18 protein-coding genes are annotated in these 12,674 nt (G+C 33.0%); 7 read left to right on the top strand and 11 right to left on the bottom strand.

Annotated features, from left to right (window positions below):
- The first annotated feature begins 10 nt into the window (after window positions 1-10).
- The 7 genes from LB941_RS06480 (at window position 11) to rplS (ending at window position 4,218) form a co-directional block, all read left to right on the top strand.
- On the top strand, window positions 11-349 hold the full coding sequence (locus tag LB941_RS06480) for a putative DNA-binding protein (protein WP_253360478.1): 339 nt from the start codon (window positions 11-13) through the stop codon (window positions 347-349).
- 18 nt (window positions 350-367) lie between these two features.
- The gene (gene ffh, locus LB941_RS06475; RefSeq protein ID WP_253360477.1) at window positions 368-1,795 is read left to right on the top strand and encodes a signal recognition particle protein; all 1,428 of its coding nucleotides are present in this window, start codon (window positions 368-370) and stop codon (window positions 1,793-1,795) included.
- A gap of 102 nt (window positions 1,796-1,897) precedes the next feature.
- Window positions 1,898-2,173, top strand: a complete 276-nt coding sequence (gene rpsP / locus LB941_RS06470) for a 30S ribosomal protein S16 (protein WP_253360476.1) — start codon at window positions 1,898-1,900, stop codon at window positions 2,171-2,173.
- Between the two features lie 10 nt (window positions 2,174-2,183).
- Window positions 2,184-2,435, top strand: coding sequence for a KH domain-containing protein (locus LB941_RS06465; protein ID WP_253360475.1), 252 nt, complete (start codon window positions 2,184-2,186; stop codon window positions 2,433-2,435).
- A 69-nt stretch (window positions 2,436-2,504) separates the two neighbouring features.
- Window positions 2,505-3,017 (top strand): ribosome maturation factor RimM, encoded by a 513-nt coding sequence (gene rimM, locus LB941_RS06460; protein ID WP_253360474.1) that lies wholly within the window; start codon window positions 2,505-2,507, stop codon window positions 3,015-3,017.
- Window positions 3,018-3,019: 2 nt separating this feature from the next.
- Window positions 3,020-3,751 carry a tRNA (guanosine(37)-N1)-methyltransferase TrmD gene (trmD, locus tag LB941_RS06455; protein WP_253360531.1) on the top strand — a complete coding sequence of 244 codons (732 nt, stop codon included), beginning with the start codon at window positions 3,020-3,022 and terminating at the stop codon, window positions 3,749-3,751.
- A gap of 110 nt (window positions 3,752-3,861) precedes the next feature.
- On the top strand, window positions 3,862-4,218 hold the full coding sequence (rplS, locus tag LB941_RS06450) for a 50S ribosomal protein L19 (RefSeq protein ID WP_253360473.1): 357 nt from the start codon (window positions 3,862-3,864) through the stop codon (window positions 4,216-4,218).
- Window positions 4,219-4,324: 106 nt separating this feature from the next.
- On the opposite strand, the gene LB941_RS06445 is transcribed toward rplS, so the two are convergent.
- The 11 genes from LB941_RS06445 to LB941_RS06395 form a co-directional block, all read right to left on the bottom strand.
- On the bottom strand, window positions 4,325-5,446 hold the full coding sequence (locus LB941_RS06445; protein ID WP_253360472.1) for a tyrosine-type recombinase/integrase: 1,122 nt from the start codon (window positions 5,444-5,446) through the stop codon (window positions 4,325-4,327).
- A gap of 167 nt (window positions 5,447-5,613) precedes the next feature.
- Window positions 5,614-6,720: an Abi family protein gene (locus tag LB941_RS06440; protein ID WP_253360470.1), complete on the bottom strand. Its 1,107-nt coding sequence runs from the start codon at window positions 6,718-6,720 to the stop codon at window positions 5,614-5,616.
- 139 nt (window positions 6,721-6,859) lie between these two features.
- Complete coding sequence (locus LB941_RS06435) at window positions 6,860-7,279, bottom strand: hypothetical protein (protein WP_253360469.1); 420 nt, start codon at window positions 7,277-7,279, stop codon at window positions 6,860-6,862.
- A 112-nt stretch (window positions 7,280-7,391) separates the two neighbouring features.
- Window positions 7,392-8,384 carry an Abi family protein gene (locus LB941_RS06430; protein WP_253360468.1) on the bottom strand — a complete coding sequence of 331 codons (993 nt, stop codon included), beginning with the start codon at window positions 8,382-8,384 and terminating at the stop codon, window positions 7,392-7,394.
- A 99-nt stretch (window positions 8,385-8,483) separates the two neighbouring features.
- On the bottom strand, window positions 8,484-8,864 hold the full coding sequence (locus tag LB941_RS06425) for a hypothetical protein (RefSeq protein WP_253360467.1): 381 nt from the start codon (window positions 8,862-8,864) through the stop codon (window positions 8,484-8,486).
- Between the two features lie 146 nt (window positions 8,865-9,010).
- Window positions 9,011-9,220 carry a hypothetical protein gene (locus tag LB941_RS06420; protein ID WP_253360466.1) on the bottom strand — a complete coding sequence of 70 codons (210 nt, stop codon included), beginning with the start codon at window positions 9,218-9,220 and terminating at the stop codon, window positions 9,011-9,013.
- A 72-nt stretch (window positions 9,221-9,292) separates the two neighbouring features.
- Window positions 9,293-9,865, bottom strand: coding sequence for a sunset domain-containing protein (locus LB941_RS06415; RefSeq protein ID WP_253360465.1), 573 nt, complete (start codon window positions 9,863-9,865; stop codon window positions 9,293-9,295).
- Between the two features lie 58 nt (window positions 9,866-9,923).
- Complete coding sequence (locus tag LB941_RS06410) at window positions 9,924-10,553, bottom strand: hypothetical protein (protein WP_253360463.1); 630 nt, start codon at window positions 10,551-10,553, stop codon at window positions 9,924-9,926.
- 296 nt (window positions 10,554-10,849) lie between these two features.
- A complete protein-coding gene (locus tag LB941_RS06405) occupies window positions 10,850-11,872 on the bottom strand; it encodes a restriction endonuclease (protein ID WP_253360461.1) in 1,023 nt (340 codons plus the stop codon).
- A gap of 4 nt (window positions 11,873-11,876) precedes the next feature.
- A complete protein-coding gene (locus LB941_RS06400) occupies window positions 11,877-12,278 on the bottom strand; it encodes an ImmA/IrrE family metallo-endopeptidase (RefSeq protein ID WP_253360459.1) in 402 nt (133 codons plus the stop codon).
- A gap of 12 nt (window positions 12,279-12,290) precedes the next feature.
- Window positions 12,291-12,647 (bottom strand): helix-turn-helix domain-containing protein, encoded by a 357-nt coding sequence (locus LB941_RS06395; RefSeq protein ID WP_253360457.1) that lies wholly within the window; start codon window positions 12,645-12,647, stop codon window positions 12,291-12,293.
- Window positions 12,648-12,674: the final 27 nt, after the last annotated feature.

The following is a 12,674-nucleotide window of genomic DNA, read 5'->3' as shown; positions in this document are numbered from 1 at the left end:
TGGTGAACAAATGGCAATCGAGAAAACAAATCGGATAAATGCTTTATTTGAGTTTTATGAACCACTACTAACAAAAAAACAGATGAATTATATTGAATCATATTATCGTGATGATTACTCTTTAGGCGAAATTGCTGAAAATTATGCTGTTTCACGGCAAGCGGTTTATGATAATATAAAGCGAACAGAAAAAATTTTAGAGGAATATGAAAGTAAGTTACATCTCTATCAACATTTTCAATTAGAGAGTGCACAAACTGATGCTCTCTTAGGCTATGTGCAAGAAAATTACGCAACAGATAAGAAATTATTGGACTTAATCAAGAATTTGGAAAACTTAGAAGAATAAGAAAGATGGTGCTTGACAATGGCGTTTGAAGGATTAACTGAGCGACTTCAAAATGCAATTAGCAAGTTGAAACGTAAAGGCAAGATTAGTGAGTCAGACGTAAAAGAAGTAATGCGTGAGATTCGATTAGCCTTACTGGAAGCTGATGTTAATTTTAAAGTTGTTAAAGATTTTGTAAAAAAAGTAAGAGTTCGTGCTGTTGGTGTAGAAGTGCTAGAAAGCTTAACGCCAGCACAACAAATTGTTAAAATTGTTAATGAAGAGTTAGTTAAAGTAATGGGGGAAAAAGAAAGCCCATTAAATAAAGCGCCTAAAATTCCAACAATCATAATGATGGTTGGTTTGCAAGGTGCAGGGAAGACAACCACTGCGGGTAAATTAGCACTTAAATTAAAAAATGAACAAAAAGCTCGACCAATATTGATAGCAGCGGATGTTTATCGGCCAGCTGCGATTGACCAGTTGCAAATCTTAGGACAAAATATAGATGTTCCCGTTTTTTCTTTAGGCACAGATGTTAATCCGGTTGAAATTGTTCGTCAAGGATTAGCAGAAGCAAAAGAAAAGAAAAATGACTATATTATTATTGATACAGCCGGGCGTTTGCAAATTGATGAAAAACTAATGGATGAGTTACATCAAATTAAGGAATTAGCGCAGCCTAATGAAATATTGTTAACTGTTGATGCAATGACAGGACAAAATGCAGTTGAAGTTGCCGAAGGATTCAATTCGCAACTTGATGTAACTGGGGTAGTTTTAACTAAATTAGATGGTGATACACGTGGTGGAGCAGCTTTATCAATTCGTGCAATTACCAATAAACCGATTAAATTTGTTGGTCAAGGAGAAAAAATGACCGACTTGGATGTTTTCTATCCGGAACGTATGGCTTCGCGAATCCTTGGCATGGGAGACATGCTTACTTTAATCGAAAAAGCACAGCGCGATTTTGATCAGAAAAAGGCAGAAGACATGGCTGAAAAAATGCGTGAGAACAGCTTTGACTTTAACGATTTTTTAGATCAAATGGAGCAAGTGCAAAAAATGGGTCCAATGGAAGACGTAATTAAAATGATTCCAGGAATGGCCAATAATCCGGCTTTAAAAAACATTAATGTTGACCCTAAAGATATTGAACGTACAAAAGCTATTGTATACTCGATGACACTAAAGGAAAGAGAAGATCCAGAACTTTTAAATCCAAGTCGTCGACGTCGAATTGCAGCTGGTTCAGGTCGGCCTGTGCAAGAAGTTAATCGTATGATTAAGCAATTTAAACAGATGCGAGACATGATGAGAAAAATGTCGAATGGTAATTTTTCTGGAATGGAAGGCCTATTAGGTGATGGAGTATCTGGAAAATTAGCTAAAATGTCAATGAATCGAATGGTTCGAAAGAACAAAAAAAGAAAATTACAACGGTTAAGAAAAAGGAAAAAATGATATTAAAAGAATTTTTTTATGCCTGTCAAGAAATTTTCCTTTACACCGAGTCAAATTACTGGTATATTAAGAAGCGTTGAGATGATTTTAGGAGGTGAAAAGATGTCAGTAAAAATTCGTTTAAAGCGTATGGGTTCTAAAAAGAGTCCTTTTTATCGTATTGTTGTAGCTGATTCCCGTTCTCCACGTGATGGCCGTTTTATCGATATGGTAGGAACATATAATCCATTAACAGAACCAGAAACAGTAACACTTAAAGAAGAAGAAATTATTAAGTGGTTAAACAATGGTGCGCAACCTTCAGATACAGTTCGTAATATTCTTTCAAAGAATGGTATTATGAAGAAATTCCATGAAGCAAAATTTGCTAAGAAATAAGGTAGATTAAATGACAGAGAACGATGTGAAGCAATTAATTATAACAATTGTTAAACCACTAGTTGCTAACCCTAATGTTGTAGATGTAGCTATTAAGAGGGATACACATTTTCTGAACTTTAATTTGGCTGTCGCTCCGGAAGATGTTGGCCGCGTAATTGGTAAACATGGGCGAGTTGCACAGGCGATTAGGACACTTATTTATAGTGTCCGGTTAGCTGACACGTCTTTACGAGTTCGCTTAAACATCATGGATGATTAGAAAAAGGTCTCTAAATAAAACAGTAATGTTTTATCTAGAGACCTTTCTTTTTTTAGAAAGGAACGAAAAATGGAATATTATAAAGTGGGAACAATTGTAAATACGCAAGGCATTCATGGGGAGTTACGTGTGATTGCTACAACAGATTTTAGTGCAAAAAGATTTCAACCGGGAACACACCTCTTTATTTTTAGTAACAAAGAGGCTGAACCTAAAGAAGTTGTGGTTAAAACACATAGACAGCATAAGCAGTTTGAAATTTTGTGTTTTAATGATCTTGAAGATATTAACTTGGTAGAAAAATACAAGCAAGCCGATTTAAAAATATTAGCTAGTCAACAAGATAAACTTCCTGAAGGCGAGTACTATTATCGTCAAATTATTGGTTTGAACGTTGTAACGCAGTCAGGAGAGAAAATAGGTATTGTAAAAGAAATTATGACACCTGGAGCAAATGATGTTTGGGTTGTTCAAAGACCAAATAAAAAGGAATTATTATTACCAGCAATTGCTGATGTTGTAAAAGATGTTCAATTAGATAAAAAGCAAGTGATTGTGGAAATGATGGATGGATTAGAATGATGATGAGAATTGATATTTTAAGTCTATTTCCTACGATGTTTCAGCCATTAAAAGAATCAATATTAGGCAAAGCGATTGAAAAAGAACTATTAGATATTGAGATTACTGACTTTAGAGAATATACAACGCAAAAACAACATCATGTTGATGATACTCCATATGGTGGCGGAGCAGGGATGCTACTTCAAGCACAACCTATTTTTGATGCTGTGGCAGCAACGCAGAAAAAAGCAACAAGTAAAGGGCGCATTATCTTATTGGATCCTGCAGGTCGTAAATTTGATCAAGAGGTAGCAACACAACTGGCTAAAGAAGATCACTTAACGTTTATTTGTGGCCACTATGAAGGTTATGATGAAAGAATTAGGTCGTTAGTAACAGATGAACTATCATTGGGAGACTATGTTCTTACAGGAGGAGAACTAGCTGCGATGGTAATGATTGATGCTACAGTCAGATTATTACCAGATGTTTTAGGGAATAGTGAATCGGCGCAGACAGATTCTTTTGCAACAGGACTATTAGAACATCCACAATATACTCGACCAGCAGATTTTCAGGGCATGAAAGTACCAGAAGTACTAATGAGTGGAAATCATGAAAAAATTGCAGAGTGGCGGCATAAGGAATCCCTTAGACGGACTTTTGAACGAAGACCAGATTTGTTAATAGATTATTCATTAACTGCTCAAGAAAAAAAGTGGTTGAGTGAATTTGAAAAAAATAAAAAATAAGAACTATTTACACATATAGAAAGATATGATAAAATAAAAATTGACTGTGGTCATAACAAACAATAATCCGCTGTAAGAAACATGATTATTAGTGAAAGGAAGAAATTTTAATGTCAGTAAATCCATTAATTGCAAAGCTTACAGAATCACAATTACGTGATGATATCCCAGAATTTAGAGCAGGGGATACAGTTCGTGTCCATGCACGTATTGTTGAAGGAACACGTGAACGTATCCAAATTTTTGAAGGTGTCGTTATCAAACGTCATGGTGAAGGAATCTCGGAAACATACACGGTTCGCAAAATGTCAAATGGTGTCGGGGTTGAACGTACATTCCCATTGCATACACCACGTGTTGATAAAATTGAAGTAGTACGTTATGGTAAGGTTCGTCGTGCTAAGTTATATTACTTACGTGCATTACATGGTAAAGCAGCACGTATTCCAGAAAAACGTCGTAAATAAATCATTTGAAAAGCCTTGTGTATCAAGGCTTTTTTTATTTTGCAAGAATAAATTGGCTTTGTAAAAAAACTGTACTTTTATGTTCAAGGGGCACAAAAGGGGCAAACTAGAGTTGGTCGAGGTCATTTCTAAGTTTTTTCTGTGCGTTTTGAGTGACGTGCAAATATATTTTTGAGGTGATCTTACTACTCTCGTGTCCAACTCTTTCTTGGATCACATAAAGTGGTGTTCCAATTTCTGCAAGTTTAGAAATATGCGTGTGCCTAAAGATGTGGCTTGAAAGTGGCTTGTTTATTTTTAGCTCTGTTTTAGCTTTTCTCAAGAAAGAATTTATTGCTGAAATACTTAAAGGCGTTTGATTAGATGTTTCAAATAGATAGTTGCTTGATGGATTAAGCAAACAGAGCTTATCGTATATCTCAACCGCCTTATTAGGCAAAGCAACAGTTCTCATTCCTGCTGCCGTTTTTGTCATCTTAGTTTTTTTCTGATCGTTAATTTTAAGCCCATGGTAATCCAGTGTACCGCTGATGTCAACGTAGTATACGCCTTTATCTTTGAAAATATCCTTCTTATTTAACGCTAGAGCTTCTCCAGCGCGCATGCCAGTTAGATATAGCCATTCGAACAAATATCCGTACATGGCGTTTCTGTGGTAGGTATATTCCAACAGCTTAGCAAGTTCATCACTGTCTAGGAATTTATTCTTAGTATTTGATGTTTCGTTGTTTTTAAATGATATTTCTAAATTATCAACTGGATTATTTTTGGTATAATTTTGTGAAATTGCATATTTAAATAACTTGTTAAGCCTTGATTTAACAAGCGATACGTATTTATTAGATAGCTTATCATCATAGAGCATACTTTCAAGAGCTTGTTTAATTAACTTTGAGTCTATCTTAGAAACCACAACTTCATTACTAATTTTGCCAGCAAAAGTATGTAGATTATAAACGGCAGACATATACGTTGAGTTACGTACTCTTTTTTTATAGAATACAAGCCATTCTTTAATTAGCTCGCCAATTGTAATCTCTATAACCTTTTGGGAGTGTCGGTGCAATTTATCACTTATTTTTCTATCAAGCGTTTGTTGGGCTTGCTTGACTGCATGAGTTGAGTTGCTGTTCATCAGAACGGATACACGCACGTATTTGTCCGTATAGGGATTCTTATACCTTTCTATAAACTTAAACTTTTTATCAGCAAGTTTCTCGTACCACATTGTGTATTTCCTCCTTTTGTTACGCATAGCAACGTTATTTGTGTTGCAAAAATGCATTAATCACTTGTTTTTGCGTAATTATTTTAAATTATACGCACATATGTTCTTATAAAAGCTAAAATAAAAATCCCAAGTGGGATATAAGTATCGCAAATTTAATAAATTCATTAAAAAAACTGCCGAAAATCCTCTTTTTCCTTTGCGATAGTCTTTTCAATTTCAATCTTTTCAAGCCTTTGTATAAAGTTTGTGGGAAGCCTGCAACTTTTTATGAATTTGTAAAATGATGTTTTACTGTGCTGTGATTTTGTATTATTTTTTTCCCATATAGATAGCTGATCAATCATGTATATAGAGTCATACTTGTCCATTAGTAATATTAAAGAAATCAAAAAAGCAAAAAGATCATTTCTTCCAAGACCGTTATTAAAAAACTCTTTTCTAGTGACAGTGTTTTCTTTTATGAAAATATTTAAAGAATTATATTTAAGCGATTGACTAGAGTGAAAGTTTACAATTCTGTTTCCATGGGCAAAGGCATTTCGAAAATCTTTTATTATGGTAATCATATTTCTAGTAGTTTCTATTAGTTGGAGGACAAATTTGTCAATATCTGAATCATTCCTGATATTGCCCATATTTTCATAGGCTACTAATCTTAGCGAAGATTGATAGTCATATTTTTTATTACGATAGTTGTGAATGGGTAATAATTCTGAAACAACATACTTTGTCATTGAATATGGAAAAATAGAAAATAACATTCGGGTTTGTCCAAGAGATAAATTGCTTAGCATAATCCATGGAGGAACATAATCATATTCATCTTTATAATATTTTGTGGGGTTATCATTGCATTTTTCAACTTGCATTAAGATGAAAGAAGTTATACTTTTTGCTTTCCTTTTATTTCGAAAATTTATAGGATCTAAGTATTTTTTAGGTGAAACGCCTAGTTGCTTTGCTAAAATGTAGGACATAGTTTCTTTAAAACGCTGTTCAAAATTTATTGTAAATTTGAATAAAATGTTCCTTAGATCGTCTTCAATACGATGGTAGTAATATAAATCTGTTATGTGAGTATTGGGCTGAAAGTTTTTAGTATTAGGTATAGTAAATTCTTCTTTATACCTGTTTATTAAATTGTAGTATCCACGTGACTTTAAAAGTTCAATAGCTAAATATTCATTATCAATTATCATACCCTTGTCACGAAGCTTGTTGATCATGTGTTTATAATTTTTAAAAGTTATTTCTGAATGTCTTGTATACACGAAAAACACCTCATAGTAACTCTACTATGAGGTGTTTTCACGACCTGAATATGAATACAGGCATTTCAACTTTATCTCATAGTAAAGCATAAAATTAGTTTTGTCAACTTATAAATAAAAGCCCCAAGTGGTGCAGATATCATTTTTTACCGCTGTTTTCTTCTTCGGATTTCAAAAGGGCAATGATATCAAAATTATTAAGTCTATTGATTGAATAAAGCACTTTACCTTCAAGTCCAGATTCTTCAATTTTATTTTTTTCTAATATGAATGGCTTTTTGTCAAGAAATGATGAAAGAGGATGAAATTGATATTCTACCAGACTGAGTTCTTCTACTTTGTAAAGATGAAGAAGAAAATGTTTATCAGTCGATTTAAAAGCAACAATATCTTTATCTTTGATATAGTTAAGCTTGTTTTTCTTAAGTAATGCAATACATACGATGTCTCCAGATTTTAAATAAGGATTATCACTGGTTGTAGTAATGGGGCTATATTCAAAGTTCAAATCAGAATAATCTGGGTCAATTATATGAATCATCATGTCATTTTTGTTCAAGAAACACTCCTCCTTAAGTAGGAATCACAAATTTAAAATTTTTTCTTTGCTTTGAATTCTTCTGAGACAGTTAAGAAGAATTTTCGAAAAGGAAGGTTAAAGGCTAAAAGTTTTAATACATACCAAATCGATATTCAACTAAACTTTTAAGTCGATCTAAATCATCATGATTAATATCAAATAATTCATATATAGTTATATTTATTTTAGACAAAACATCAGTTTCTTCGTGGGAGTTGATGGCAAAAAAATTAATAAATTCATTTAGCGCATTAATCGAAAAAATTGGGATACCAGTCAATAATATCGTGATAGCTATGAAATTCACAATATTAGATAATACTATTCGACCATTAGCATCAAGCTTAAAATAATCCGATAAACCAGCGCTTGTTATGCGGTTTTTACTGATACGTTCTCGTATTTTGATATTTAAAATTCTATTTCCATGAGCGGCTTTATTGCGAACTTCCAGAGAGTAGTTTAGAAAAGACTTGAAAAGTTCCTTTTTATCCTCCAATTTTAAGTTTAATCTTGAAGGCTCATCCATAAAATTTTGTGTAATTTGAGATTTAGGAGCTTCCTTTAGTATGGAGTACCAATTAATAATGCGTCCAAAGGAAAGATGTTGTATTAAATACCATGCAGGGAGACAGCCATTCTTTTCTTTATATTTTTCAAATTTTTCAGCTATATCACTATTAGGATTATTGCAGATATCTTTATTTAATTTACTTAGTATCGAAGAGTTTCTGTTACTATAAAGGGTTGGCCTTAAATACTGTTTAGGACTTTCTCCGTAATTACAAATTATTTTTGAAAGTTCAGATTTTAAGTGTTTTTCAGTTTCAAGTGAATATTTTAGTAGTAAATTGCTTAGAGATGAATCAAGCCAATGGATATGATACAAAATATCAATACTTAAATTGTCCAAAAATTTATTATTACCTGTTTTTAATATTGTTTTTTTATAACCCTTAATCAGATCGAAATAAGATAGGTTTGAAAGATATACCTTTAATGCTTCCTTGTCTGGTTGATTGGCAAATTGAGAAAATGCCTTGTTCAATAACTCAATATCATTTAGTTGTTTTCTGTTTTGCATGCAAAAATGGCCTCAGCTCTAAACTGAGACCATTCGCAGTCGCTAACACGACCAGCCATAATCTCAGTATATATTATATTTTTTCAAGTGTCAACGGTTTTAATTAAAGAAATCTACGATATCTCCAACTTTGATTTGTCTGTCTTTTTCAGTATCTATGGGGGAAAGCTTGTCAACATTAAGTGCAATCTTTTTCTTGGAATTTGTTAGAGCGAAAGTAAGGGGATTTCCATCTTTATATCCATAATTTGTGGCAATAATGAAGTTATCTTGTATGTCAGATATCTCTAGACTTTCTTTGTATATAGTATAAGTTCCTAAAATGTTCTGTGTTTCAGGGTCTTTAATCTCAACCTTTTTTTGAACAATTTTTGCAACGTCTCCTTTACCTACGCCTAAACTTTCTATTTCATCTTTAGCAATGTTAATTGCAACGGAATATCTATCTATGATAGTTGCAACCTTATATTCTTTATTCATTTTTTCATCTCCTAAATTTAGGTTCTTTTTGATTGTGTATTAATTTTTTAGCAGCTGCTAATGATAAGTTATTTATATTCATTCAGTGTCCTCACTATCTATACGAATTTAACATTTATATAAAAACCCCAGAATGGGGCGTGAAATTATTTTCTTAATCCTAGCAACTTTAAAAGGTCTAAGGATGTTTTATTGTAAACAGTATTGTATAGCTTCTTTCTTGGATGCAACCAACCAGTTCCTTTTTTCCCATAACCGGGAATTAGCGCTTTTTTCAAACGTCTTTTGTAAGGAGCTTTATATTTAGCTGCAAGAGATTTTTTCAAAGATGGTTTTCTGATGAATGATCTTGACATAAGCATCAATCCTCTAATTTTTAGTTTTTTAAGCTATGTAGTTGTCCTTGGAAGGGCAATAAACTGTTTTGTTTATCGCAATGATTTTCTGTACCCGGCCGCTTGTGCTTCCGCCTCTGTACTGAAATAGACAGCATTGGCCGAATTCATGTGGTATCCAGCTTGACCAGGAACATGATAAATATGGGATTGCGAGTTTCCGATAATTTTACCAGATGTTCCAGTATAGAGATCATCTCCCGAGTTTGTAGTTGTAGTTGCTTTTGAAACTGCAGCTTTACTACTTGCAGCCGCCGCTACTCTCGAAGAAGATGCTGCATAACTGCTAGACGCTGCTATTGACTCAGCAACAGATTGAGAATTAGAAATTGAAGCAGCAATAGAAGATGATTCTGCAATACTAGAAGCAACTGATTCTGAATCTGCAATTGATTCACTTTCAGATATAGCGGCGGCTCTGCTTTCCGATTCTGCCTTTTTAATAGATTCCTTTTTTGCTTTTTCTTTCTTGGTGGTCTTATTAGCTTTAACAACCTTTGAAGTACTCTTAGCTGAAGAATTAGAATTATTAGAGCTAGAAGTGTTGGCACAACCCGATAATGTCAGTGCACAAAGCACACTTAAAAATAAATACAATTTTTTCATAAATAGTTCCCCCGAACCTAGTATTCAGCTTTTAAAGTCATCAGTATTTGGACAAAAATTATTTACCAACCCATACTTTGCCACAATCTCGGCACTGATATTTGGTTTGTTTATTTTTAGTCCTCAATCCTATGCCAGGTGTAATAGCTGTGAAACCTGCAGTTGAAGCAGCTAGAAGTGCTTTTTTACCAGAAAATTTTTTCTTTTTAATCTTTTTTTCGTGGTGATCAAAAACCGTTAAAGGGTGAAGTGGGTTCAAATCAACAGATGTTGTTCTTTTAGTTTTTGTGTTTATTTCTCGTTCAATTACTTGAATGTTTGCAGACTTACAATGTGGGCAAACCAATGCACCTAAAGGCTTACGAACACGTTTTTCTTTTTGAATAGGTTTGAAAGTACCGTCGATAGGAACCCCACCAATATGTTTTGTGCGATCGGGTAAATTCTGAACAAATTCTTCTGCTTCTTTATACTTAGCGTTTTCTTTGTCTCTTTTATCAGCACGTTCTTTAAATTGCGGTTGCGTACCTTGGAACAACCAAACACCTATAAACACAATAATCCCTATATGCCACCAATGAAGAAATAAAATATTGATTATTCCAGCAACAATGCCAGCCATTAGCCCACTAGCGAATCCACCAACAGGATCGCCTTTCCAAAACTTAGGTTCTTTCTTTTCTTCCATAACTAATCCCTCCTTAGATATAAAAAGAGCGTTATACATAATAGTATAACGCTCGCCTATGGAAGCACATCTGATTTGAGACCTTAATAGGTCGACAGTTTGACCTGCCCATACGTTAATTATACCAAATATTTCAAAAAATATTATAGAAATTTAATTCAGTAGTCCAATTATTGTTATTGATAATCCAGCGACAGTTAAAAGAGCTTTCGTGGCAGATATTTTTATGTCAATGGTTTAAGAATCCCTCCATGTAATCCCCATACAAATCTATTTTTCAATCAAACTATTAATAGCTAATGACAATCATTATTATATGGTAAATATTCTCCTGAGCATGCAATTTCGTGAATAAGCTTATTTAATTTGCCTTTATCCATTAGGATAACATCTGTACCAAACGCAAGTTTCATAGCACTATCTGTAAAGAAATTGTTCGTTATTACCATTGCTTTATCAAGCTTATAAAATGTTTTACCAGCTATCACTTGCTGTACTGCGAAATTTCCAACGGGTGATGAATATAATTTACATTGAATTCCTACTTTTTCGCCGTTTTTTTCAGCAATAACATCTAGTCCTTGGTCGTTGGTGTCTTGAGTTCTTATTATATTAGTGTATCCTAAATACTTGAAAAGATAAGCTATATATTTTTCGAATTCTATGCCATCTATGGAATCAAGCATTGAAATTTCACGGTCATAAATTATTTCTCCAATAACTGTGAAGTATTGCTTCCTTTTCTTATATTTAGAAGAGACAGTATCTAGTTCTTCGTTTAGTTTATCTATGGAGTTGTTTACTTTTACCAAATCATTTTTTCTATTTTTTAGTATTTTTTCTTTTTCGTTAATTGCTGAATCCAACATTTCAACATAGTATATTTTTTTGTTAGTAGAAATCGAATTGCTAATTTCTTCTAACAAAAGTATATGTTGTCGTATCTTTAGCAATAATAATATACGTTGAATATCTTTTTCTCTTTCCCAATTAGTAAAACTATTTAATGCTTTTCTTTTTTTAACTTCAAGTTCTCTTTTTAAATCATTCAATTCAGCATTTTCTTTAATTAATGCTTTTTCCTTTTCTTCGTTAAACCCCTTTTTAATTAAAGAATAGAATTTATGTAATTTATTTAAAAAGGGGGCTAAAGGATTTTTGTTAACTAACTTAAACCCGATAACCAAAAAAGGGATAAATAAAATGACTAAAATTATAGCAAAAGGGGTTTCTAATATTGCCGTTAGCATAAGAAACATTATAAAAAAAGAGTTAATTGTCACTAGTATCCAACCCAGCAATTTTTTTATTAAGTCCAAATTACTACACGCCTTTTCCTTTATATGAATCTCCATTAATAAAATAATCATACGAAACGCCAAATTCGTCGATAGAGAACTTCTCTAACAATCCATTCGCGAACCTATCAGCTTCCGATTCCATCTTCCTTTTAGTAGTTCTGTTCAACAAATAATAATTTTGTATACCATTGTGCAGCACGACATGACCTAGTTCATGCGCGCATACAACGTATTTTTTAGATTCTTCCTCTATTGTATTGGATAAAAGAATAACAGGGGAGCTGTCTAAATAGATAGTATCTCCAAGTGGATTATCAACATTGATGTATTCAATTGGAATCCCCATGTTTTTGCAAATACAAAATGGATTACTCGTATTATATTCCCTAGCTAAAACAACTGCTTCATTCTCGTATTTCCCCATAGCAACACACCTTTAATCTTTTTTATGATACTTCCAGAAAACTTGTGTTAAGGCAATTTTTAGTCGTTCTTTGTCTTCTTCTGTAAGTTCCTTATCCGCATAAGTCATACCTTTTTCAAGATTTTGGTCTAGGAAGTCTTTTAGATCCTTTTCATCTGAATTATTTGATGTTTTATTTTCTCTATCAAGAAGATAATCTGTTGAAACACCAAATAGTTTTGAAATGCCTTGTATCGCTTCAACAGTTGGTTGCCTAGTCCCACGTTCCCAAGCACCTACTGTTTTATAAGAAACGTGCAATATTTTGCCTACATATTCTTGTGTATAATTTTTGTTAAGTCTTAATTCCTTTAATTTTTGTGAGAACATATAGTAGCATCCTTTCTTAATATAATA

The organism is Ligilactobacillus ubinensis (assembly GCF_024160875.1).
GTDB classification, from domain to species: domain Bacteria; phylum Bacillota; class Bacilli; order Lactobacillales; family Lactobacillaceae; genus Ligilactobacillus; species Ligilactobacillus ubinensis.
The sequence above is the reverse complement of the archived record's forward strand: the minus strand, read 5'-3'. Positions and strand labels throughout refer to the sequence as shown.